At 59.4% G+C, this 23,210-nt stretch carries 23 protein-coding genes, 2 tRNA genes and 1 pseudogene; 7 read left to right on the top strand and 19 right to left on the bottom strand.

From position 1 onward, the window contains the following. Positions 1-73 precede the first annotated feature (73 nt). Positions 74-1,372 carry an NAD(P)/FAD-dependent oxidoreductase gene (locus VC35_RS18140; RefSeq protein WP_046041792.1) on the top strand — a complete coding sequence of 433 codons (1,299 nt, stop codon included), beginning with the start codon at positions 74-76 and terminating at the stop codon, positions 1,370-1,372. Between the two features lie 167 nt (positions 1,373-1,539). On the opposite strand, the gene VC35_RS18135 is transcribed toward VC35_RS18140, so the two are convergent. The 5 genes from VC35_RS18135 to rluD form a co-directional block, all read right to left on the bottom strand. Next, positions 1,540-1,616 (bottom strand) — tRNA-Pro (locus VC35_RS18135). 9 nt (positions 1,617-1,625) lie between these two features. After that, positions 1,626-1,701 (bottom strand) — tRNA-Asn (locus VC35_RS18130). A 300-nt stretch (positions 1,702-2,001) separates the two neighbouring features. Then, entirely contained in the window at positions 2,002-4,566 is a 2,565-nt protein-coding gene (clpB, locus tag VC35_RS18125; protein ID WP_046041791.1) for an ATP-dependent chaperone ClpB, read from the bottom strand. Positions 4,567-4,696: 130 nt separating this feature from the next. After that, the gene (pgeF, locus tag VC35_RS18120) at positions 4,697-5,422 is read right to left on the bottom strand and encodes a peptidoglycan editing factor PgeF (RefSeq protein ID WP_046041790.1); all 726 of its coding nucleotides are present in this window, start codon (positions 5,420-5,422) and stop codon (positions 4,697-4,699) included. Continuing rightward, positions 5,419-6,381, bottom strand: a complete 963-nt coding sequence (gene rluD, locus VC35_RS18115; protein WP_007990414.1) for a 23S rRNA pseudouridine(1911/1915/1917) synthase RluD — start codon at positions 6,379-6,381, stop codon at positions 5,419-5,421. Before rluD ends, pgeF begins: the two co-directional genes overlap by 4 nt. A gap of 151 nt (positions 6,382-6,532) precedes the next feature. Here rluD and VC35_RS18110 point away from each other — a divergent pair, with 151 nt between their 5' ends. The 4 genes and pseudogenes from VC35_RS18110 to VC35_RS18100 all read left to right on the top strand — a co-directional run bounded on the left by VC35_RS18110 (position 6,533) and on the right by VC35_RS18100 (position 9,597). Continuing rightward, positions 6,533-7,555 (top strand): outer membrane protein assembly factor BamD, encoded by a 1,023-nt coding sequence (locus VC35_RS18110; protein WP_046041789.1) that lies wholly within the window; start codon positions 6,533-6,535, stop codon positions 7,553-7,555. 125 nt (positions 7,556-7,680) lie between these two features. After that, positions 7,681-7,914, top strand: coding sequence for a PP0621 family protein (locus VC35_RS29030; RefSeq protein ID WP_080925333.1), 234 nt, complete (start codon positions 7,681-7,683; stop codon positions 7,912-7,914). A gap of 46 nt (positions 7,915-7,960) precedes the next feature. Continuing rightward, a pseudogene (locus tag VC35_RS18105) lies at positions 7,961-8,263 on the top strand (hypothetical protein); the annotation flags it as partial. Then, complete coding sequence (locus VC35_RS18100; RefSeq protein ID WP_046041787.1) at positions 8,260-9,597, top strand: sigma-54-dependent transcriptional regulator; 1,338 nt, start codon at positions 8,260-8,262, stop codon at positions 9,595-9,597. The pseudogene VC35_RS18105 and the gene VC35_RS18100, both read left to right, overlap by 4 nt. 13 nt (positions 9,598-9,610) lie before the next feature. On the opposite strand, the gene thiO is transcribed toward VC35_RS18100, so the two are convergent. Genes thiO through VC35_RS18065 form a run of 7 tightly spaced genes read right to left on the bottom strand, consistent with a single transcriptional unit; the run spans position 9,611 to position 13,696 of the window. Then, complete coding sequence (gene thiO / locus VC35_RS18095; protein ID WP_046041786.1) at positions 9,611-10,711, bottom strand: glycine oxidase ThiO; 1,101 nt, start codon at positions 10,709-10,711, stop codon at positions 9,611-9,613. A 55-nt stretch (positions 10,712-10,766) separates the two neighbouring features. After that, the gene (locus tag VC35_RS18090; protein ID WP_046041785.1) at positions 10,767-11,168 is read right to left on the bottom strand and encodes a type IV pilin protein; all 402 of its coding nucleotides are present in this window, start codon (positions 11,166-11,168) and stop codon (positions 10,767-10,769) included. A 14-nt stretch (positions 11,169-11,182) separates the two neighbouring features. Continuing rightward, positions 11,183-11,596: a hypothetical protein gene (locus tag VC35_RS18085; RefSeq protein WP_046041784.1), complete on the bottom strand. Its 414-nt coding sequence runs from the start codon at positions 11,594-11,596 to the stop codon at positions 11,183-11,185. Continuing rightward, positions 11,583-12,062, bottom strand: a complete 480-nt coding sequence (locus tag VC35_RS18080; protein ID WP_046041783.1) for a pilus assembly PilX family protein — start codon at positions 12,060-12,062, stop codon at positions 11,583-11,585. Before VC35_RS18080 ends, VC35_RS18085 begins: the two co-directional genes overlap by 14 nt. Before the next feature lie 10 nt (positions 12,063-12,072). After that, positions 12,073-12,780, bottom strand: coding sequence for a PilW family protein (locus VC35_RS18075; protein WP_046041782.1), 708 nt, complete (start codon positions 12,778-12,780; stop codon positions 12,073-12,075). Further along, a complete protein-coding gene (gene pilV, locus VC35_RS18070; protein WP_046041781.1) occupies positions 12,777-13,226 on the bottom strand; it encodes a type IV pilus modification protein PilV in 450 nt (149 codons plus the stop codon). The genes VC35_RS18075 and pilV overlap by 4 nt, the downstream gene beginning before the upstream one ends. Then, a complete protein-coding gene (locus VC35_RS18065) occupies positions 13,223-13,696 on the bottom strand; it encodes a GspH/FimT family pseudopilin (RefSeq protein ID WP_046041780.1) in 474 nt (157 codons plus the stop codon). The genes pilV and VC35_RS18065 overlap by 4 nt, the downstream gene beginning before the upstream one ends. Before the next feature lie 130 nt (positions 13,697-13,826). Between VC35_RS18065 and VC35_RS18060 the strand changes: the two genes are divergently transcribed. Beyond that, positions 13,827-14,366, top strand: a complete 540-nt coding sequence (locus VC35_RS18060; protein WP_046041779.1) for a GspH/FimT family pseudopilin — start codon at positions 13,827-13,829, stop codon at positions 14,364-14,366. Here VC35_RS18060 and ispH read toward each other — a convergent pair. The 6 genes from ispH to murJ form a co-directional block, all read right to left on the bottom strand. Next, positions 14,335-15,282 (bottom strand): 4-hydroxy-3-methylbut-2-enyl diphosphate reductase, encoded by a 948-nt coding sequence (ispH, locus tag VC35_RS18055; protein ID WP_046041778.1) that lies wholly within the window; start codon positions 15,280-15,282, stop codon positions 14,335-14,337. The genes VC35_RS18060 and ispH overlap by 32 nt on opposite strands. A gap of 208 nt (positions 15,283-15,490) precedes the next feature. Next, positions 15,491-15,943, bottom strand: a complete 453-nt coding sequence (gene fkpB / locus VC35_RS18050; RefSeq protein ID WP_046041777.1) for an FKBP-type peptidyl-prolyl cis-trans isomerase — start codon at positions 15,941-15,943, stop codon at positions 15,491-15,493. Further along, entirely contained in the window at positions 15,936-16,448 is a 513-nt protein-coding gene (lspA, locus tag VC35_RS18045) for a signal peptidase II (RefSeq protein ID WP_046041776.1), read from the bottom strand. Before lspA ends, fkpB begins: the two co-directional genes overlap by 8 nt. Beyond that, positions 16,441-19,272 carry an isoleucine--tRNA ligase gene (ileS, locus tag VC35_RS18040; protein WP_046041775.1) on the bottom strand — a complete coding sequence of 944 codons (2,832 nt, stop codon included), beginning with the start codon at positions 19,270-19,272 and terminating at the stop codon, positions 16,441-16,443. Before ileS ends, lspA begins: the two co-directional genes overlap by 8 nt. 13 nt (positions 19,273-19,285) lie before the next feature. Beyond that, the gene (gene ribF / locus VC35_RS18035) at positions 19,286-20,224 is read right to left on the bottom strand and encodes a bifunctional riboflavin kinase/FAD synthetase (RefSeq protein WP_046041774.1); all 939 of its coding nucleotides are present in this window, start codon (positions 20,222-20,224) and stop codon (positions 19,286-19,288) included. A gap of 129 nt (positions 20,225-20,353) precedes the next feature. Further along, positions 20,354-21,892, bottom strand: coding sequence for a murein biosynthesis integral membrane protein MurJ (murJ, locus tag VC35_RS18030; RefSeq protein WP_046041773.1), 1,539 nt, complete (start codon positions 21,890-21,892; stop codon positions 20,354-20,356). Between the two features lie 388 nt (positions 21,893-22,280). Between murJ and rpsT the strand changes: the two genes are divergently transcribed. Next, positions 22,281-22,559: a 30S ribosomal protein S20 gene (rpsT, locus tag VC35_RS18025; protein ID WP_007970922.1), complete on the top strand. Its 279-nt coding sequence runs from the start codon at positions 22,281-22,283 to the stop codon at positions 22,557-22,559. Positions 22,560-22,740: 181 nt separating this feature from the next. Here rpsT and VC35_RS18020 read toward each other — a convergent pair whose 3' ends face one another. Beyond that, positions 22,741-23,205, bottom strand: coding sequence for a CreA family protein (locus VC35_RS18020; protein ID WP_046041772.1), 465 nt, complete (start codon positions 23,203-23,205; stop codon positions 22,741-22,743). Positions 23,206-23,210 lie beyond the last annotated feature (5 nt).

Below are 23,210 nucleotides of genomic sequence, written 5' to 3'. Positions count from 1 at the left end.
ATCAAACGTCAACAGACCCTCATGCTCGCTTGGGTAACCGTACCGATTTCTTTTAGCCTTGCGAGTTATCCTTATGTCCCATCGTATTGTCATTGTCGGCGGCGGCGCCGGCGGTTTGGAGTTGGCTACCCGCCTGGGTAAGACTCTGGGCAAGCGCGGTACGGCCAGCGTGATGCTGGTCGACGCGAACCTCACCCACATCTGGAAACCGTTGTTGCACGAAGTGGCGGCCGGTTCCCTGAACTCTTCCGAAGACGAACTCAACTATGTCGCCCAGGCCAAATGGAACCACTTCGAGTTCCAGCTGGGGCGCATGAGCGGGCTCGATCGCGCGGAGAAAAAAATCCAGCTGGCCGCTACCTACGACGAAGCCGGTCTGGAGCTGGTGCCAGCCCGTGAAGTGCCTTACGACTCGCTAGTGATCTCCGTCGGCAGCACCACCAACGATTTCGGCACCCAGGGCGCAGCTCAGCACTGCCTGTTCCTCGACACCCGCAAACAGGCCGAGCGTTTCCACCAGCAACTGCTCAATCACTATTTGCGCGCTCACGCCGGTCAGACCGATACGATCGAGCAAATCAGCGTGGCCATCGTCGGCGCCGGTGCCACCGGGGTCGAACTGGCCGCCGAACTGCACAACGCCGCCCATGAATTGGCAGCTTATGGCCTGGACCGGATCAAACCGGAAAACATGCACATCACCCTGATCGAAGCCGGTCCACGGGTGCTGCCGGCGCTGCCGGAGCGCATTGGCGGGCCTGTGCATAAAACCCTGGAGAAGCTCGGGGTCAACGTCATGACCAATGCAGCGGTCAGCGAAGTGACGGCCGACAGCCTGATCACCGCCGACGGCAAAGTGATCAACGCTAGCCTGAAGGTCTGGGCCGCGGGGATTCGCGCACCGGGTTTCCTCAAGGACATCGATGGCCTGGAAACCAACCGCATCAATCAGCTGCAAGTGCTGCCAACCCTGCAAACCACTCGCGACGAGAACATTTTCGCCTTCGGTGACTGCGCCGCCTGCCCGCAACCGGGCAGCGACCGCAACGTGCCGCCACGCGCCCAGGCCGCTCACCAACAGGCGTCGTTGCTGGCCAAATCGCTGAAACTGCGCATCGAAGGCAAGGCGCTGCCGGAGTACAAGTACACCGATTACGGCTCGCTGATCTCGCTGTCGCGTTTTTCGGCTGTGGGTAACTTGATGGGCAACCTCACCGGCAGCGTGATGCTCGAAGGCTGGCTGGCGCGGATGTTCTACGTGTCGCTGTACCGCATGCACCAGATGGCGCTGTACGGGCCGTTCCGCACGGCAATGCTGATGCTGGGCAGCAAGATCGGGCGCGGGACTGAGCCACGCCTGAAACTGCACTGATATAAAACTGCGAGCCTGCTCGCGATAGCTGTCTGTCAGATGACATTGATGTCGACTGTAAAGACGCCTTCGCGAGCAGGCTCGCTCCCACAGGTGTTTTTGCAGTACGCATGAGAACTTTTGGACAAAAAAAATCCCCGTATCTTTCGATACGAGGATTTTTAATATGGTCGGGGTAAGGGGATTCGAACTCCTGACATCCTGCTCCCAAAGCAGGCGCGCTACCGGACTGCGCTATACCCCGGTTTGAAATTGGCTCCGTGACCAGGACTCGAACCTGGGACCCAATGATTAACAGTCATTTGCTCTACCGACTGAGCTATCACGGAACTACACATTTCAATTTACAACTTTGAAGCTTTACTGCGTTCTCTTCGACCCGTTCGCATCGCTGCGTTCGTGTGTCTGAGGCGCGCTATTCTACAATCTTCAGCACCTCTGTCAACCCCCTAAATTGCTTTCAAGTTAATGATTTGCAACTTATTTTGGATTCCTGCTTGGGGAGCGGAAACCCTGGCGGGTGACTTACTGCGGGGCGCACTTTACAAGCATTTTCCTTTGAGTTCAACAGCCTAACGAAAAAAAGGCCTCGTAATGCGAGGCCTTTTCGATTTTGCTGCCGTTTTGGATCAGACGAAGACGATTTCGTCGTTTTCCACCACGCCGTGAGCGGTATCGCCCGGCATGAATCGACCGGACAGAATCAGCTGTGCCAGCGGGTTCTCGATCCAGCGCTGGATAGCGCGCTTGAGCGGCCGTGCGCCGTACACCGGGTCGTAGCCGACCGCGATCAGCTTGTCCATGGCTTCAGGGCTGAGCTCAAGCTTCAGCTCGCGCTCGGTCAGGCGACTGCGCAGACGCCCCAACTGGATCTCGGTAATACCGGCGATCTGATCCCGCGCCAATGGCTCGAAGATCACCACTTCGTCGACCCTGTTGATGAACTCCGGCCGGAAGTGGCTGGAAATCGCATCCATCACCGCCGCACGCTGCGCCTCACGGTCACCGACCAGTTCCTGGATCTGTACCGACCCCAGGTTGGAGGTCATGACAATCACGGTGTTCTTGAAGTCCACCGTACGGCCATGGCTGTCGGTCAGACGACCATCCTCCAGCACTTGCAGCAAGATGTTGAACACATCCGGGTGCGCCTTCTCGACTTCGTCCATGAGGATCACCGAATACGGCTTGCGACGTACGGCCTCGGTCAGGTAACCGCCCTCTTCATACCCCACATAGCCTGGTGGCGCACCGATCAAGCGAGCCACGGAATGTTTCTCCATGAACTCGGACATGTCGATCCGCACCATCGCCTCTTCAGTATCAAAGAGGAACTCGGCCAGCGCCTTGCACAGCTCGGTTTTACCGACACCGGTCGGGCCGAGGAACATGAACGAGCCGCTCGGGCGATTCGGGTCGGACAACCCGGCACGGGAACGCCGCACAGCGTTGGAAACCGCAACCACCGCTTCGTCCTGGCCGATCACACGTTGGTGCAACAGGCTTTCCATTTTCATCAGCTTTTCGCGCTCGCCTTCGAGCATCTTCGACACCGGGATACCGGTCCACTTCGACACGACTTCGGCGATCTCTTCTTCAGTCACCTTGCTGCGCAGCAACTGGTTTTCGGCTTTGCCATGCTGGTCGACCATTTGCAGGCTGCGTTCCAGGTCCGGGATCACCCCGTACTGCAACTCGGCCATGCGGTTCAGGTCGCCTTTGCGGCGGGCCGCTTCCAGTTCCTGACGGGACTGTTCGATCTTCTGCTGAATCTGCGCAGAACCCTGGACTTCGGCTTTTTCCGAGTTCCAGATTTCTTCGAGATCCGAGTACTCACGCTCATGACGAGCGATTTCGTCCTGCAATTTTTCCAGACGCTTCTTCGCCGCGTCGTCGCTTTCTTTCTTCAGCGCCTGGGATTCCACCTTCAGTTGAATCAGGCGACGCTCCAGACGGTCCAGCACTTCCGGCTTGGAGTCGATCTCCATGCGGATGCGGCTGGCGGCTTCATCGATCAGATCGATGGCCTTGTCCGGCAACTGCCGGTCAGTGATGTAGCGATGGCTGAGCTTGGCTGCGGCAATGATCGCGCCGTCGGTAATCGCCACCTTGTGGTGAACCTCATAACGCTCCTTGAGGCCACGCAGGATGGCGATGGTGTCCTCTTCGCTCGGCTCATCCACCAGCACTTTCTGGAAACGTCGCTCGAGAGCGGCGTCCTTCTCTATATATTGGCGGTACTCGTTGAGCGTGGTCGCACCGACACAGTGCAGCTCACCGCGGGCCAGGGCCGGTTTGAGCATGTTGCCGGCATCCATCGAGCCTTCGCCCTTACCGGCGCCGACCATGGTGTGCAGTTCGTCGATGAACAGGATGATCTGCCCTTCCTGCTTCGACAGTTCATTGAGCAGGGACTTCAGGCGCTCTTCGAACTCGCCGCGATACTTGGCACCGGCAATCAGCGCCCCCATGTCCAGGGACAACAGACGTTTGCCCTTGAGGCCATCCGGCACTTCGCCATTGATGATGCGCTGAGCCAGGCCTTCGGCGATGGCGGTTTTACCCACGCCAGGCTCACCGATCAGCACCGGGTTGTTCTTGGTACGACGTTGCAGCACCTGGATGGTCCGGCGAATTTCATCGTCACGGCCGATCACCGGATCGAGCTTGCCGTCTTCGGCGCGCTTGGTCAGATCGACCGTGTACTTATCCAGCGCCTGACGGGACTCTTCGTGGTTAGGGTCGTTGACCGCCTCGCCACCGCGCAGGTTGTTGATCGCATTTTCCAGGGCTTTCTTGCTTACGCCCTGGCCCAGCAACAGCTTGCCGAGCTTGCTGTTCTCGTCCATGGCGGCGAGCAGCACCAGTTCACTGGAGATGAACTGGTCGCCCTTCTGCTGGGCCAGGCGGTCGGCCTGGTTGAGCAGGCGCGCCAGATCCTGCGACATGTTCACGTCACCGGTCGGGTTCTGGATTTTCGGTAGCTGGTCGAGCTCTTTGGTCAGCTCTTTACGTAGGCTGTTGACGTCGAAGCCCACCTGCATCAACAGGGGCTTGATCGAGCCGCCCTGCTGTTCGAGCAAGGCTTGCATCAAGTGCGCCGGTTCAATGGCCGGATGATCGTGGCCGACAGCCAGGGATTGGGCATCGGACAACGCTAACTGCAATTTGCTGGTTAAACGGTCTATACGCATGGGTCACCTTCCTTTTGAGCAGGCCGGACCTATAAAACATCCTGAATGGAGAAACCTGCCAGATACCACAATAGATGTGGTCGATTCTGGGAGTTTCAAGCGTCGGGACGTTGATGCAGGTCAGGCAAGTCTAGCGGTCGAGCCAGATCAGGGAGGCGAAGCGGCCGGTGCGAGGGGCACGGCGGTAAGAAAAGAAGCGCGGATCGGTCACGGTGCAGAATCCGCCGCCATAGACAGCGGTGACGCCGCGAGCTGCCAGACGCAGGCGCGCAAGCCTATAGATGTCGGCCATGAACTTACCGGAGTTTTGGCTCGGTACAAAGGCCTCTGCCGCCTGCGGCAACTGCTGCACGAAGGTTTCACGCACTTCAGGGCCGACTTCAAAGGCTTGCGGACCGATAGCCGGGCCAAGCCAGACCAATACCTCGGCAGGCGGTACCGCCAGACTGTCGAGAGTGGCCTCCAGCACGCCCGCCGCCAACCCGCGCCAACCGGCATGAGCTGCAGCAACGCGGGTGCCGGCACGGTCGCAAAACAGCGCAGGCAGGCAATCGGCCGTCATCGCCGCACAGGCGACGCCCGGCGTTGATGTCCAACTGGAATCAGCCGTATCCACCCGACCAGGATCGGCATGGGCCACGACAATGCCGTGGACCTGCTGCAGCCAGGCCGGTTGAATGGAGAAATGATCGGTAAGACGACGGCGATTCTCGGCAACAGCTTCAGGGCTGTCGTCGACATGATCGCCGAGGTTGAGGCTGTCGAACGGCGCCAGACTGACGCCGCCCGCACGGGTGGTGACGCAGGCTTTGACCCCGGCCGGCGCGGGCCAGTCAGGAATCAGCCAGTCACTCATCCGATGAACGCCTCGCGGTCTTGCTTGAGCAGGGTCAGTAACCAGACGAAATCTTCCGGCAACGGCGATTCCCAGCTCATGCGCTTACCGGTGGTCGGATGATCCAGTTCCAGGAATCGCGCATGCAACGCCTGACGCGGGAAGTTTTTCAGCGACTCGACCATGGTCGGGTTGGCGGCTGGCGGAATACGGAAACGACCGCCGTAGGCAGGATCCCCGACCAACGGGTAGTTGATGTGCGCCATGTGCACGCGAATCTGGTGCGTACGACCGGTTTCCAGCTTCACCCGCACGTGAGTGTGGGAGCGGAAGCGCTCGAGCACGCGATAATGGCTGACGGCTTGCTTGCCACCCTCCATCACGGCCATGCGCTGGCGTTGCTGGCCGTGACGACCGATCGGCGCGTTGATCTTGCCACCGGCTGTCACCACACCGATCACGATGCACTCGTAGATCCGGCTGACGCTGCGGCTCTGCAACTGTGTAACCAGCTGCGTCTGCGCTTGAATGGTCTTGGCCACCACCATCAGACCGGTGGTGTCCTTGTCCAGACGATGCACGATACCGGCGCGGGGCACATTGATGATGTCCGGCACGTGGTGCAGCAAGGCGTTGAGCAAGGTGCCATCGGCATGACCGGCAGCCGGGTGCACCACCAGGCCCGCAGGCTTGTTGATCACCAGGATGTCGTCGTCTTCGTAGACGATATCCAGGGCAATGTCTTGAGCGACCCATTCGCCCTGAGCTTCCTGCTCGGCAGTCAGCTCAAGGATGGCGCCGCCGTGGACGATGTCTCGCGGGCGGATAACCGCCCCATCCACAGTCAGGCGGCCGTCTTTGATCCAGGCGGAAAGGCGCGAGCGCGAGTGCTCAGCGAATAATTGTGCGGCGACTTGATCGAGGCGTTGGCCGCCCAATTCGGACGGCACCTCTGCGCGAAGTTCAATTTTATCGGACATGCTCAGACTAGGCGTCGGCACAGCCTTTGGTTTCGGCTGCGCGCTTGTGGTTAAATACGGCGTCTTTTGCCCCGAGGCTATTCAACGGGGCGCTCATCATAACAGGACGGCCACGCCCAAGACAGCGGCCGTCATAGGGACGCAAGCCGCCATGCAAGTGAAACACCTGCTGCTGATCGCCATCCTCGCATTGACCGCTGCTTGCTCATCGAAGGAAGTCGTAGACGAAAACCTCAGTGAGGTCGAGCTGTATCAACAGGCTCAAGCCGACCTGGACAATAGCAGCTACACCAGCGCCATCGCCAAGCTGAAGGCTCTGGAATCGCGTTATCCGTTCGGTCGCTATGCCGATCAGGCGCAACTCGAACTCATCTACGCCAACTACAAGAACACCGAGCCAGAGGCTGCAAAGTCCGCTGCGGAGCGTTTCATTCGTCTGCACCCACAGCATCCGAACGTCGATTATGCCTACTACCTCAAGGGCCTGACTTCTTTCGACCAGGACGTCGGCCTGCTGGCGCGCTTCCTGCCGCTGGACATGACCAAGCGTGACCCGGGCGCCGCCCGCGACTCCTATAACGAGTTCGCCCAGCTGACCAGCCGATTCCCGAACAGCCGCTACGCACCGGATGCCAAGCAGCGCATGATCTATCTGCGCAACCTGCTGGCGGCCTACGAAATTCACGTGGCCGACTACTACCTGACCCGTCAGGCCTATGTCGCTGCCGCGAACCGCGGTCGTTACGTGGTGGAAAACTTCCAGGAAACCCCTTCGGTCGGCGACGGCCTGGCGGTGATGACCGAGGCTTACCAGCGCTTGCACCTGGACGAACTGGCTGCTACCAGCCTGGAAACCCTGAAGCTCAACTACCCGAACCACCCGACGCTGGTGGACGGTCAGTTCGTACCGACCGTGGCCGAAGCCGACAACCGTACGTGGCTGAGCAAGGCGACCCTGGGCCTGATCGAGTCCCGTCCGCCGCTGCCACCAGGCGAAACCCGCGCCAACCAGGACGTGCAGAAGCAATTCCAGGACGCCAAGGACGCCATCCCGAGCGAGCTCAAGCCTAAAGACGACAATGGCGACGCGGTCGAAGAAGAAAATCACGAAGCGGAAGGCAACAACAGCGACCGCTCGTGGTTCAGCTACATGACCTTCGGCGTGTTCGACTGACACCTTAGGTTGTGCAAAAAGGGAGACTTTCGAGTCTCCCTTTTTTATTTCAGCGCTTTATTACACTGTGCGCCTGTCAGGTCCTTGGCTAAACTGCCGGATCATCAGTCGAAAAGCAGCTCACCATGCTTCGTTTATTGTTCTGGATTGCCCTGATTGCCGCCGCAGTGTGGTTCTGGCGCAAGTTCAAGGGTCAGGCTTCCCCCCCCAGATCTCCTGCCGAACGGGAAGCGGCGCCCATGGTCCGTTGCGCCCATTGCGGTGTTCACCTGCCCCGTGACCGCGCGCTGAGCCTCGACCAGCAATGGTATTGCAGTCAGGCTCATCTCGAGCAAGGCAAGGGCTCCAGTGGCCACTGACACTTGAGCAGAATTGGCAGCCGTTTAACGACTATCGCGCGTACCCAAGGAACTGAAAGGTGTTGATCGACGTCTGACGCAGATTATTCAAGACCTCACTCTGCGAATGAACCGGGTAATCGAAAACGTCCTGCATCTGCAGCGCCGCGAGCAAATGTCGCCGCTACGGCTCGACCTGAAATCACTGGAAATACTCGATAATGAAGCCCCAGCCCGCCATATCAAGGGGCTGGGGCTTTATCTGTCCGGCCAGCCGGGCGAAAGCATTCTGTCCCGCCTAGACTTCAAGGCACGCCAGGAAAGCGGCTGCTTTTGCATGACCTATGCACACGGACGAAAACCACGTTGAACACCAGACCACGACAAAAAGTCCTGATCGTCGATGACGAACCGGACATCCGAGAGCTCCTGGAAATCACCCTGGGAAGGATGAAGCTGGAGACGTTCAACGCCCGCAACGTCGGCGAAGCGCAATCCCTGCTCAGACGCGAAACCTTCGATCTATGCCTGACCGACATGCAGTTGCCGGACGGCACCGGCCTGGAGCTGGTGCAGCACATCCAGCAACGCCACCCTCAGGTCCAGGTGGCGATGATCACCGCCTATGACAGTCTCGAAAACGCAATCAATGTGCTCAAGGCCGGGGCGTTCGACTTTCTGACCAAACCGGTGGACCTTACGCGCCTGCGTGAACTGGTCACCAGCGCCCTGCTGGTTCCTGCCCATCGGGTCGGCATCGATCGACGCTTGCTGGGCGACTCATTGCCCATGCGCAACCTGCGCAAGCACATCACCAAACTGGCCAGCAGCCATGCGACGGTCTACATCAGCGGAGAGTCCGGCAGCGGCAAGGAGTTGGTCGCACGCCTGATCCATGATCAAAGCCCCCGCGCCAATCAGCCGTTCATCGCGATCAACTGCGCGGCGATTCCCTCTGAGCTGCTGGAGAGCGAGTTTTTCGGTCATCGCAAAGGCAGTTTCAGCGGCGCCATCGAAGACAAACCCGGCCTGTTCCAGACAGCCCACGGCGGCACCCTGCTCCTCGACGAAGTGGCCGACCTGCCGCTGACCATGCAAGTCAAACTGCTGCGCGCGATCCAGGAGAAATCCGTACGCAGCGTCGGCGGGCAGCAGGAAGTGGCTGTGGATGTGCGCATTCTCTGCGCCACACACAAGGATCTTGGCGTCGAAGTCGCCGCCGGGCGATTTCGTCATGATCTTTACTACCGTTTGAACGTGATCGAACTCCGAGTGCCGCCCTTGCGTGAGCGTCGTGACGATATCGAAATGCTAGCCAGCCACATACTCAAGCGCCTGGCCGCCGATTCAGATCAACCTGCGGCAAGACTCCACCCCCAAGCCCTTGATGCCCTGAAAAGCTATCGCTTCCCGGGCAATGTGCGGGAACTGGAAAACATGCTCGAACGGGCGCACACCTTGTGTGAGAACAAACAGATCGAAGCCGGTGACCTGCGCCTGGCTGAGGGCAACTGTAGGGCTGAGGGCGGCGTGCCGGACCTGACCCGGATCGACAATCTGGAAGCCTACCTGGAAAACGTCGAACGCCAACTGCTGCTCCAGGCCCTGGAGGAAACCCGCTGGAACCGCACGGCGGCGGCTCAGCGGTTGAACCTGTCATTCAGGTCGATGCGCTACAGGCTCAAGAAGTTGGGACTGGATTGAGGCTGCGATCTTGTCAAAGTCTTCCGGCAGGCGCATAAGGCGCCGGATCGATAATCGGCGCCCGGCCCAGCATCACATCGGCAAACAGCTGGCACGAAGCCGGCGCCAGCACCAGCCCGTTACGGTAATGCCCGCAGTTGAGCCAGAGCCCGTCAAACCCCGGCACCGGACCGATATAAGGAATGCCCTCGGGTGATCCCGGGCGCAATCCGGCCCAATGCCCCACCACTTCGGCATCGGCCAGCGCCGGGATCAACTCCACCGCGGACGCCTTCAGGCTTTCCAGTGCCGCCCCGGTCGGTGTCTTGTCAAAGCCTTCATGCTCCAGCGTACTGCCGATCAGTATGTGCCCGTCGCGCCGGGGAATCGCATAACGGCCCTTGGCCAGGACCATGCTCGACAGGAAATCCGCCGCACACTTGTAGAGAATCATCTGCCCTTTCACCGGCTCGACCGGCAGCGTCAGATCAAGAAGCTTGAGCAAATCACCGCTCCAGGCCCCCGCCGTCAGGACGACTTGATCGCCCAGGACAGTACCTGTGGAAGTCTGCACGCCGACCACTTTGTTGCCGTCACGAACAAACCCGCTGACTTCGCACTGCTCATGGATCGTCACGTTCGGCAGCGCCAGCAACGCGGCCTTGAGTGACTTCACCAGACGCGGATTACGTACGTTGGCGACGTCGGCCATGTAGATCGCCCGAGAAAAACCACTGCCCAACACCGGCACGGCGTCGTGTGCTGCCGAAATATCTACCGCGCTAAGCGGACGATTTTCCCGAGCGGCCCATGCCAGCGCTTCAGCCTCGTCATCCAGATCCAGCCAGTACAGACCGGTAGTGTGCACTTCCGGATCAACGCCAGTGGCGGCAAACAAGCGTTCACCCAGCTGTGGATAAAAGTCCTGGGACCAGTGAGCCAACGCAGTGACCGCCGGGCTGTAGCGCCACGGGTAAAGCGGCGAAACGATGCCACCACCGGCCCAGGACGACTCCTGGCCGACGCTCGAGCGATCCAGCAGCACAACGCTTTGCACTTCGGAGGCGAGATTGAACGCCGTCAGCAATCCAATCACCCCACCGCCGACAATCACCACTTGCTGTTGCCTGGTCATGTTCTGATCCAATCGTTAAATAGACAGGGGTACAAAAGGCACCCGAAAGAGAAACTCAGCGTCCCCAGCAGTCTTTGCTGGTCAGGCCGGATTTCGCGTTGACCATACCGAGCACACCGGTGTTGGTAATGGTCAGATCACCGCACTTGTCAGTGGCCATGCTCGAGCCAGCCTTGCGCACCGCCGTCAGCAGAAAGGTCTGGTCGGTCAGGGTCGGTGTGATGCTGTAGTAATCATTGCCGGCACTGAGGCCCGCAGCATCGGTGTAGGCATTTTTCTGCGAGTAGAAGCGCTCCAGTAGTTGCGCCTGCTCCGAGAGCAGACCGGCTACTTCTGCGCGACGGCCCTTGTTTATGTATTCGGTGAGACTCGGGGCGGCAATGGTCATGACAATACCGATGATCGCAATCACGATCATGATTTCGATCAGGGTAAAACCGCGGTTGGAACTACGCATGCATCAATTCTCACTCACTGTATTTGTCGCCACATGATTCGACGGCTGCCGCCGGATTTATCCATCCCCGCAGTACCGTCGCCAGTGGAATCGTTCACGGCCCCGCCATTGTCGCTGGCGTCCTGGGTCGAATGCTCTCCGATAAAGATCACGCCATCGGACAGCGTGTCGCTGTTGTCGACCACTCCATCGGCGTTGCTGTCGAGCATCTTAACGCTGATCGCCTCGGGCAGCTTCAGGCAGACGGCCTTCAGTCCCTGATTGCTGTGATAAAAACCGTACCAGTTGCCATTGGCCAGACAGGTTGGCCGGTTCAGCGCGGGCGAATCCGCTGACGTGGCAGCGTGCGCCGACATCGACAGGTCAAGCGCGACGACGACACCAAACAGTTGTGACCATAACCTGGCAGGTCGCTCAGTACTTCGCATAGATGCTCTCCACCACACTGCGCGAATGCCCCGCGATGCCGACTGCCGTTACCCGATACAAGGTTGCCGGGGTATTAATTGGCACATTCACCGCATTTCGGCTGACACCGATGTTTTGCACGCCATAAAAGCCCTTGCCCGATGCAATCCAGGTCACTCCGGAAGAGGCGTTGAAACCGGCAGCGGTAATAGTCGAAGACTCGGACGGCGGTGCACATTGAACGGTGCCGCTGCAAACAGGTAGCGCATAACTGTCCCGCTGCACTGTACCCTCGCCCACCCGCAATGCGGCTTCTGCACTCTGGAACGACTGGTTGCGCAAGGCGACGCTACCGGCCATTTTTTCCTGCAAGGTGGCACTCTGCATCGATGAAAGACCAATCAACGTCAGCAAGAGCAAGAACACCAAGCTGACCAACAGTGCCATGCCGCGTTGGCTGTAACTCGTCTTGGGAGCACGATTCATCGGCACTCCCTCATGGCAAGCGGTTGCGCAGAGCGGCAACCACATTGAAGGTTTGATCGGCCACCCGGTGGTTCGGATCGAAGAGGGTCAGGCTCAGGCGAACGCTACGAATCAGCGCGGGGTCCGGCGGATTGCTGCTGTAGCGCGAAGCAGACAGATCAGTGGCCGTGCTGGCCAGGCCGAAGCTCACGTCGAAAGCGCTGACGTTATCCACCAATACCTGGTCTGGTGCAGCCCCGCTCTTCATAAGCAGTTGGTTGTTGCTGAAGCTGTAATCCAGCCGCCGTATCGGAAAGGCCTGTTGCCCTGCCACTGGCGTCCGACCTTCACTGTAGGCCGTCGAATGGGTTCGACAATCGGAAAGCACGGTCCAGTCCGGCTTGCCGCCATTGCCGCCAACATCCGCCGTAACCAGCGTCAACTTGCGGCCGCCGTTGTCCCAACGAATCGGTGCTAGCTGACTCGCGTGGAAATCACCTTTCTTACTTGAATCGGTGATCGTTTCCAGACAACCGAACATCCCGACCATGCGGACTTCCTGAATCATTTTGCTCAACACGAAGCGTGCGTCCTCCTGCATGTTCGCGGCCGCATTCTGGCTGAGATAGGTGTTCTTGGCCGCGATGAAAACCTGCACCACGCCCAGTACCACGATCAGGCTCAATGCCAGGGCGATCAGCAACTCGACCAGGCTAAAACCTCTGCTTAGACGGCTCACGGGATCACCTTCGGATCAATGGCCGCGCGACTGCTCAGGACGAAGCTGCGCCGCGAGTCTGCTGCCTTTGCAGCCCGTGAGTCGTCCCAGGTGATCGTGATGGTGTACACCCGCTGGTCGACGGTGACACTTCCCGTCGCGGAGGCACCGAGTGAACTGACAATGTTGGCGTTGAAGTCAAACAGGTCCTGATCCCGGGTAACGTCCGGATTGCCCGAAGCCGGCGGCGCAATGGTGTAGTCCGCAGCTGCGTTGGCGCGAATGCGGTCCATCAGGTCGTAGGCGATAAAACTGGCCTGACTGGTCATGCGCGCGCTGTCCGTGTACTTCAGCGCATTGAGCTGAAACGCCGCCGCCCCCAGCAGGCCTACTCCCAGAATAACCAATGCCACCAGGACTTCGACCAGCGTCATGCCCTCCTGCGCGCCTTGCCTCCTTGCCCTCATCCGCAACTTCCACCCAATAGAATTCGTCCGTTCAAACATACAGTCAACGTCCTGCCTTGTGCGCCCCGCCCATAGCTGATCACCACCTCTGAGGAGGGTGATGACAATCCGCCCATGCTGTTGAAATCGATGGCAGTGACGCCAGAGGTTAGCGCCAGAGTTGCACCGCTGCTCATCGCCGGAACAACACGTAATACATTGGCCAAAGCGCCAGTACCGTCGTAAACCGTCAGCTCCCCGCTCCAGACATCCCCACCGGCCGTCGGGCGCACTCGTGTGATATTGCCCCGATCGATGGCTTCGAGCCGGGCAAAATTCAGGGCTCGTCGCAGGTCAGCGATTTCAGTATCAGCCCTGGTTGTTTGCGTCGAGCGGGTGAACGCCGGGACAGCCAGAGTCAGCAAAATCAGAAGGATCGCGATCGCGACCAGCAACTCGATCAGCGTGAAACCTTTTGTAGGATTATCCATCGCGGCCTTCTGTTTCCTTCGGCTATACCTGCTGTTGCGCAGCACAACATCCGAACGATGCTTTGCGTTTGCGTTGTCTTTTCTCGCGCAGGGATTGCGCGAGCCACAGCACGCCACGGAGGGCCATGTCATGCGGCAAAAAGGCTTCAGCCTGATCGAACTGCTCATGGGACTGGCAATTGCAGGAATTGTTCTGCAACTGGTCAGTCCGGCGTTCGCAACGCTGATCGAGTCGAACCAAAGACAGCAAGCGGCGCAGGCCCTTTTCAGTGGTATTCGCACCGCCCGGAGTGAAGCCATCACCCGCAACCAGGCCGTGGTGATTCACGGCATCAATGGCGACTGGAGCCAAGGCTGGCGGATCATTCTGGATATCAGCGGCAAAGGGGAGATGGACAGCGACAATCCACTGCTGGCCGAACGCCAGAGCGGCGCACGCCTGTCGATTGTGGGGAACAGTACGGTCGAAAGCTCAATACGATTCAGAGGTCAGGGCGAGCCACTGTTTGGAGGGACACTACACATTTGCACAGTTCGCAAACCGGTGAGCCAACATCAAGTGGTGTTGGCACGGACCGGTCGCGTCAGCCTGCGCAACGACAAGGCTGAGCAGGCGTTATGCGAAGAAAGGAATAACTTTAGAGCAACGAGCGAACGCGCAGTTCTTTAGGCATCGAGAACGTGATGTTCTCCTCGCGACCGGCCAGTTCATCGGCGCCGGTAGCACCCCAGGCCTGCAACTGCTCGATCACGCCGCGCACCAGGACTTCCGGGGCGGATGCGCCAGCGGTGATGCCGATACGCTCGACGCCTTCGAACCAGCTCTTTTGCAGGTCTTCGGCACCGTCGATCAGGTAGGCCGGAGTGGACATGCGTTCTGCCAATTCGCGCAAGCGATTGGAGTTGGAGCTGTTCGGGCTGCCGACCACCAGCACCACGTCGCACTCGTCGGCCAGTTGCTTGACCGCATCCTGACGGTTTTGCGTGGCGTAGCAAATATCGTCCTTGCGCGGTCCACCGATGGCCGGGAAGCGCGAACGCAGGGCGTCGATAACGCGACTGGTATCGTCCATCGACAGTGTGGTCTGGGTCACGAAGGCGAGCTTTTCAGGGTTGTTCACCTGCAGTGCCGCGACATCCTTCTCGTCTTCGACCAGGTAGATCGCGCCGCCATTGCCGGCATCGTACTGGCCCATGGTGCCTTCGACTTCCGGGTGACCGGCGTGGCCGATGAGAATGCACTCTCGGCCGTCACGGCTGTAGCGCGCCACTTCGATGTGGACTTTGGTCACCAGCGGGCACGTGGCGTCGAACACTTTCAGCCCACGGCCAGCCGCTTCGCTGCGCACGGCCTGGGAAACGCCGTGGGCACTGAAGATCACAATGACGTCGTCCGGCACCTGATCCAGCTCTTCGACGAAGATCGCACCACGGGAGCGCAGGTCTTCGACGACAAATTTGTTGTGGACCACTTCGTGGCGCACATAGATCGGCGGCCCGAAGACTTCCAGGGCGCGGTTGACGATTTCGATCGCCCGGTCCACACCGGCGCAGAAGCCACGGGGGTTGGCGAGTTTGATTTGCATGCTGTGCCTCGTGTCTTGCGCGCAAGAAATAATAATGCGGTCCTGTTGCTCAAACACAAGGTTCGAGAACAGTGAAACTTCCTGTGGGAGCGAGCTTGCTCGCGATAGCGCAGTGTCAGTCAACATCAATATCGACTGTCATACCCTCATCGCGAGCAAGCTCGCTCCCACAGGGTCCGGTGGCAACAGAAGCTGCCCCCGTAATGCCTTAGATCCCTTTGACGGAAATGATTTCCACGTCAAAGGTCAACGTCTTGCCCGCCAGCGGGTGGTTGAAGTCGATGGTCACTTGCGCGTCATCGAACTCTTTGACCACGCCCGGCAATTCAGTATTGGCCGCATCGTTGAAGATCACCAGCAAGCCAGGCGACAGTTCCATGTCCTGGAACTGGGAGCGCGGGATGATCTGCACGTTTTGCGGGTTCGGCTGGCCGAAAGCGTTTTCCGGCGCGATGTTCAGCGTACGCTTGTCACCGGCCTTGAAGCCAAACAGCGCCGCTTCGAAACCTGGCAACAGGTTGCCGTCACCGACCTTGAAGGTCGCTGGGGCCTTGTCGAAGGTGCTGTCCACCGTGTCGCCGTTCTCCAGGCGCAATGCGAAATGCAAGGTGACTTCCGTGTTCTGGCCAATGCGTTGCTCAGCCAATACCTGTTCAGTCATGAACGGTTTCTCCGGTCTTTTTACTTTTGAACATATCCAGTGCCAGCATGACGGCACCAACAGTGATGGCACTGTCGGCAAAGTTGAACGCCGGGAAATACCAGCGGTTCTGCCAATGCACCAGAATGAAATCGATCACATGGCCCAGGGCAATGCGGTCATACAGATTGCCCAGCGCGCCGCCAAGCACCAGTGCCAGCGCAACCGCCAGCCAGGTCTCGTTACGCCCCAGACGCTTGAGCCACACCACCAGCACCGCACTGACCACGACAGCGATCAACGCGAACAGCCAGCGCTGCCAGCCGGAGCTGTCAGCCAGGAAGCTGAACGCCGCGCCAGTGTTGTAGGCCAGGGTCCAGCTGAAGTAATCGGGGATGATCACGATCTGCTGGTACATCTGGAGCTTGCCTTCGAAGTAGAACTTGCTGGCCTGGTCGATGACCAGGACCAGCAAACTCAACCAGAGCCAGCCCAGCCGTCCGAAACGGCCAACGGCATTAGGCATAGTGACGGACCTCGCCAGCGCCGCTGATGTTGTCCACGCAACGGCCGCAGATTTCCGGATGCTCCGGGTTCACGCCGACGTCTTCACGGCAGTGCCAGCAACGGGCGCACTTGGCGTGGCTCGACTTGACGATCTTCAGCTTCAGGCCGCTGACTTCGGTGACCACGGCATCGGCCGGTGCCTGCACCAATGGCGCAACACTGGCGGTCGACGTGATCAGTACGAAGCGCAGTTCGTTGCTCAGTTTGGCCAGGTCGGCGGTCAGCGCGTCTTCGGCGAACAGCGTCACTTCGGCCTGCAGGTTGCCACCGACAGCCTTGGCTGCGCGCTGGATTTCCATTTCCTTGTTGACCGCGACCTTGACCGCCATGATCCGGTCCCAGTAAGCGCGATCCAGCTCGATGCCTTCCGGCAGTTCGCTCAGGCCTTCGTACCAGGTATTGAGCATGACGGACTCGTTACGCTCGCCCGGCAGGTATTGCCACAGTTCGTCGGCGGTGAACGCCAGGATCGGCGCGATCCAGCGCACCAGCGCCTCGGAGATGTGGAACAGCGCGGTCTGGCACGAACGGCGGGCCTTGCTGTCGGCGCCAGTGGTGTACTGACGGTCCTTGATGATGTCGAGGTAGAAGCCGCCCAATTCCTGCACGCAGAAGTTGTGGATCTTCGAGTACACGTTCCAGAAGCGGTATTCGCCGTAGTGCTCTTGCAGCTCGCGTTGCAGCAGCAGGGTACGGTCCACGGCCCAACGGTCCAGCGCCAGCATTTCTTCGGCCGGCAGCAGGTCGGTGGCCGGGTTGAAGCCGGTCAGGTTGGAAAGCAGGAAACGCGCGGTGTTACGGATACGCCGGTAGGCGTCCGCACTGCGTTGCAGGATCTGCTCGGAAACCGCCATTTCGCCCGAATAGTCGGTCGAAGCGACCCACAGACGCATGATGTCGGCGCCCAGGGTGTCGTTGACTTTCTGTGGAGCGATCACGTTGCCCAGGGACTTGGACATCTTGCGGCCGGACTCGTCGACCGTGAAGCCGTGAGTCAGCAGCTCGCGATACGGCGCGTGGTTGTCGATGGCGCAACCGGTCAGCAGCGACGAGTGGAACCAGCCACGGTGTTGGTCCGAGCCTTCCAGGTACAGGTCGGCGCGCGGGCCGGTTTCGTGGCCCATCGGGTGCGAACCGCGCAGGACGTGCCAGTGCGTGGTGCCCGAGTCGAACCAGACGTCCAGGGTGTCGCTGATCTTGTCGTACTGCGGTGCTTCATCGCCCAGCAGTTCGGCGGCGTCCAGCTTGAACCAGGCTTCGATGCCTTCGCCTTCAACGCGCTTGGCAACTTCTTCCATCAGCTCGACGGTACGTGGGTGCAGTTCGCCGCTTTCCTTGTTCAGGAAGAACGGGATCGGCACGCCCCAGTTGCGCTGACGGGAAATGCACCAGTCCGGACGGTTGGCGATCATCGAGTGCAGGCGCGCCTGGCCCCAGGCCGGAACGAACTGGGTCTCTTCGATGGCTTTGAGCGAGCGCTGGCGCAGGGTGTCGCCGGTGGTCGGCTGCTTGTCCATGCCGATGAACCACTGCGCAGTGGCGCGATAGATCAGCGGGGTCTTGTGGCGCCAGCAGTGCATGTAGCTGTGTTCGATGATGGTGGTGTGCAGCAGCGCACCGACTTCGGTCAGCTTGTCGACGATGGCCGGGTTGGCCTTCCAGATGAACTGGCCGCCGAAGAATTCCAGCGAGGTCGCGTAAACGCCGTTGCTTTGGACCGGATTGAGGATGTCATCGTTGACCATGCCGTACTTCTTGCAGGTCACGAAGTCGTCCACGCCGTAGGCCGGAGCGGAGTGAACCACACCGGTGCCGGCGCCCAGCTCAACGTAGTCGGCCAGGTAAACCGGCGACAGGCGGTCGTAGAACGGGTGACGGAAGTTGATCAGTTCCAGCGCTTTACCGGTGGTGGTCGCAATGACCGAGCCTTCCAGCGAGTAGCGCGCCAGGCACGACTCGACCAGTTCTTCAGCCAGTACCAGCAGCTTGTCGCCGACATCGACCAGGGCGTAGTTGAATTCCGGGTGGACGTTCAGCGCCTGGTTGGCCGGGATGGTCCACGGGGTGGTGGTCCAGATCACGATCGAGGCAGGCTTGGCCAGCGATGGCAGGCCGAAGGCGGCAGCCAGTTGGGCTTCATCGGCAATCGGGAAGGCTACGTCGATGGTCGAGGACTTCTTGTTCTCGTACTCGACTTCCGCTTCGGCCAGGGCCGAACCGCAGTCAAAGCACCAGTTCACAGGCTTCAAGCCCTTGAACACGAAACCGCCCTTGACGATTTCGGCCAAGGCACGGATTTCACCGGCCTCGTTCTTGAAGTCCATGGTCTTGTACGGATTGGCGAAGTCGCCCAGCACGCCGAGGCGGATGAACTCGGACTTCTGCCCTTCGATCTGCTCGGTGGCGTAGGCCCGGCACAGTTCGCGGGTCTTGTCCGCGCCCAGGTTCTTGCCGTGGGTCACTTCGACCTTGTGCTCGATCGGCAGGCCGTGGCAGTCCCAGCCCGGAACATAAGGCGCGTCGAAGCCCGACAGGGTCTTCGAACGGATGATCATGTCCTTGAGAATCTTGTTCAGCGCATGACCGATGTGAATCGAGCCGTTGGCGTACGGAGGGCCGTCGTGCAATACGAACTTCGGACGATCCTTGCCAATCTCGCGCAACTTTCCGTACAGGCCAATACTGTCCCAGCGCTGCAGGATCTGCGGTTCGCGCTGTGGCAGGCCGGCCTTCATTGGGAAGGCGGTGTCCGGAAGGTTTAGCGTGGCTTTATAGTCGGTCATTTAAGGCTCTTCATTAGCGATGGGCGCTAGGTGCGGCTAGTGCACGGGCGGCGGCGACATCCGCGTTGATCGCCGTTTTCAACGCCTCCAGAGAGGCGAAACGCTGCTCTTCGCGCAGCTTGTGGTGGAAAACCACCGTTAAACGCCGGTCATACAGATCGCCGGCAAAATCTAAAAGATGCACTTCCAGGTGGGCTTTGCCATCACCTTGAACCGTGGGCCGCACGCCAATGTTGGCGACGCCGGGCCAGGTCTTGCCGTCGATATCGACATCCACCAGGTAAACCCCGGTGAACGGCACGCGACGACGCTTGAGTTGTATGTTGGCGGTGCGCGTACCCAACTGCCGGGCGAGCTTCTGGCCATGCAATACGCGACCGGCAATCCGGTACGGCCGCCCGAGCAGGCGTTCGGCCAGGGCGAAATCCGCGGCGGCCAGGGCATTGCGCACTTGCGTGCTACTGACCCGGATGCCATCGAGCTCGACGGTTTGCGCCGCTTCGACGGTAAAACCCTGAACGATGCCGGCCTGTTGCAGGAAATCGAAATCTCCCGCGCGGTCACAGCCGAAACGGAAGTCGTCACCGACCTCCAGATGCTGCACGCCAAGGCCGTCCACCAGAATGGTATCGACGAACTCACTGGCGCTGAGTTTGCTCAGGCGCTGGTTGAAAGCCAGGCACAGAACACGGTCGACGCCTTCGGCGGCCAACAATTGCAGCTTGTCCCGCAGGCGGGCCAGACGGGCCGGCGCGGTGTCCGGAGCGAAGAACTCCCGCGGCTGCGGCTCGAAAATCACCACGCAACTGGGCACGCCCAACTCGAGCGCACGCTCACGCAGGCGCGCCAGGATAGCCTGGTGGCCACGGTGTACACCGTCAAAGTTGCCAATAGTGGCGACACAGCCCCGATGCTGGGGGCGCAGATTGTGGAGGCCTCGAACCAGCTGCATAACGCGCTTCTTGCTCATAAAGTGGTCGATTATAACCACACCCGGCGGCCGACGACAGGCAACACCGTAACCCAAAGTGATCGAGCCGACAAAACCGCCGGCTCGCCCGTGTTTATCGAGGCCAGAACCTCAGCCCAGCGTCTTGCGATTGAAGTCGCGCAAACGGAAGCCCATCAACACTAACATGCCGAAATAAGCCACCACACCGGCAACTACCAAGGCTCCCAGACGCAGGAAACGCTCAAGCATCTGCCCCTCACCCCAGGCCGGCATGAAATGCATCCCGGCCAGCAACACGCCAGACATCACCCCTACCGCTATCACCAGCTTGAAGCCGAACTTTGCCCAGCCCGGTTGCGGCTGGTACATCTGCTGTTTACGCAGCTGATAGAAGAGCAACCCCGCGTTGAGGCAGGCGCCAGCGCTGATGGCGAGCGCCAGGCCCGCGTGAGCCAGCGGACCGATCAGCAACAGGTTGAACAACTGAGTGACGACCAGCGTGAAAATTGCGATTTTTACCGGCGTGCGGATGTTTTGTTGCGCATAAAAGCCCGGCGCCAGCACTTTGATCACGATAATCCCGAGCAAACCGACGGAATAGGCGATCAACGCGCGCTGGGTCATGGCCGCATCATGGGCATCGAACTGACCGTACTGGAACAGCGAAACCGTCAACGGCTCGGCCAGAATCCCCAGCGCCAAGGCGCAAGGCAGCACCAGCACGAAGCACAGGCGCAGACCCCAATCGAGGATGCGCGAGTATTCGTGACGATCCTTGTTGGCGTAGGTCTTGGCCAGGGTCGGCAACAGAATCGTCCCCAACGCCACGCCCAGCACGCCGGACGGCAATTCCATCAAGCGGTCGGCGTAGTACATCCAGGACACGGAACCTGCGACCAGGAACGAAGCGAAAATAGTGTTGATGATCAGCGAAATCTGGCTCACCGACACCCCGAGAATCGCCGGCAGCATCTGCTTCATTACCCGCCAGACGCCGCTGTCGCGCAGGTTCAGGCGCGGCAGCACCAGCATGCCGATCTTTTTCAGGTGCGGCAGCTGATAGAGCAACTGCGCCAGGCCGCCCACCAGAACCGCCCAGCCGAGCGCCATTACCGGCGGATCGAAGTATGGTGTCAGGAACAACGCAAAAATAATCATGCTGACGTTCAGCAGCGTCGGCACGAATGCCGGGACCGAAAAACGGTTCCAGGTGTTGAGGATCGCACCCGCCAGCGACGACAGGGAAATCAGCAATATGTAAGGAAAGGTCACCCGCAACAGGTTGGAAGTGAGCTCGAATTTTTCCGGGGTATCGGTGAATCCCGGTGCCGTCACCCAGATGACCCAGGGTGCGGCGATCATGCCCAACACCGTGACCAGCGCCAGAACCAGCGTCAGCAGGCCCGAGACATAGGCAATGAAGGTGCGGGTCGCCTCTTCACCCTGCTGGCTTTTGTATTCCGCAAGAATCGGCACGAATGCCTGGGAAAACGCCCCCTCGGCGAAAATCCGGCGCAGCAGATTTGGCAGTTTGAAGGCGATAAAGAAGGCGTCGGTCGCCATTCCCGCGCCAAATGTACGCGCAATAAGGGTGTCACGAACAAACCCCAGAACCCGGGAAAGCATCGTGATAGAGCTGACGGCGGCCAACGATTTGAGCAGATTCATTGAAAGAGTTTGTGCCTGTCGATAAACAGCAGGCGAATAAAGCGCCCACTTATGCGATACTCCGCGCCGCAACAGCACAGAGCCAAAGCTCGCGAGTTTACAGGTCACACGCCGGAAAGAAATATTCTGTGCCACCGACCTCATGAAAACGTGACGAGCGAAGGCAAGACAAGGCGAAAACAGGCGAGAAAGCGGAGTTGACGAACGTCAATGAGCATTTCGAGTCTGTTTTCAACGCAGTATTACCGAGCGCAGTAGTTTTCATGGGGTCGGGACCGACCACTTAGCGGAACGTTTCCTCCGCCCTTGACAAGACTTCAACTCATCGGCATGATTCGCGGCCTATTTTGTTTGCTATTTCCTAAAAAGTCTTTCGAGGAGCTCGACGGTGGCCAACTCACCTTCCGCCAAAAAACGTGCAAAACAGGCTGAGAAGCGTCGCAGCCACAACGCCAGCCTGCGTTCCATGGTTCGTACCTACATCAAGAATGTAGTTAAGGCCATCGACGCAAAAGACGCTGCCAAAGCTCAAGCTGCTTACGTTCTGGCTGTGCCAGTTATCGACCGTATGGCCGATAAAGGCATCATCCACAAGAACAAGGCCGCTCGTCATAAGAGCCGCCTGAATGGCCACGTTAAGGCCCTGAACGTTGCCGCTGCTGCCTAAGCGACTCGTTCATTAAAAAACCGACCTCAGGGTCGGTTTTTTATTGCCTGCGATTTGACGGACACACAAAAAACTGTGGGAGCGAGCTTGCTCGCGATAGCGGATATCCAGCCAATGTAGATGCTGAATATTAATCCGTCATCGCGAGCAAGCTCGCTCCCACAGTTTGATTTGCGTGAAATTACTGGGCGTGCGCCCACGGCAAAATCGGAATCGCCGTCACCGCATTCTGCGGGCTACCCTCAATCAGACGATCGCTATACACCAGGTACACCAGCGTATTGCGTTTCTTGTCGAGGAAACGCACCACCTGCATGGTCTTGAACACCAGGGACGTGCGCTCCTTGAACACCTCGTCGCCATCCTTGAGCTCACCCTTGAAGCTGATGGGCCCGACCTGCCGGCAAGCGATGGACGCCTCGGCACGATCCTCAGCCAAACCAAGACCGCCTTTCACCCCACCGGTCTTGGCGCGCGACAGATAGCAGGTCACGCCGTCGACCTTGGGATCATCAAAGGCCTCGACCACGATCCGGTCATTCGGCCCGACGAACTTGAACACCGTCGACACCTGACCGATTTCTTCAGCCGAAGCCAGCAACGGCATCGCCATCAGCAACCCCAACAATCCTTTTGCCACGCGCATTCAGG

It is taken from the genome of Pseudomonas fluorescens (assembly GCF_000967965.1).
Taxonomy (GTDB): Bacteria; Pseudomonadota; Gammaproteobacteria; order Pseudomonadales; family Pseudomonadaceae; genus Aquipseudomonas; species Aquipseudomonas grandcourensis.
The sequence above is the reverse complement of the archived record's forward strand: the minus strand, read 5'-3'. Positions and strand labels throughout refer to the sequence as shown.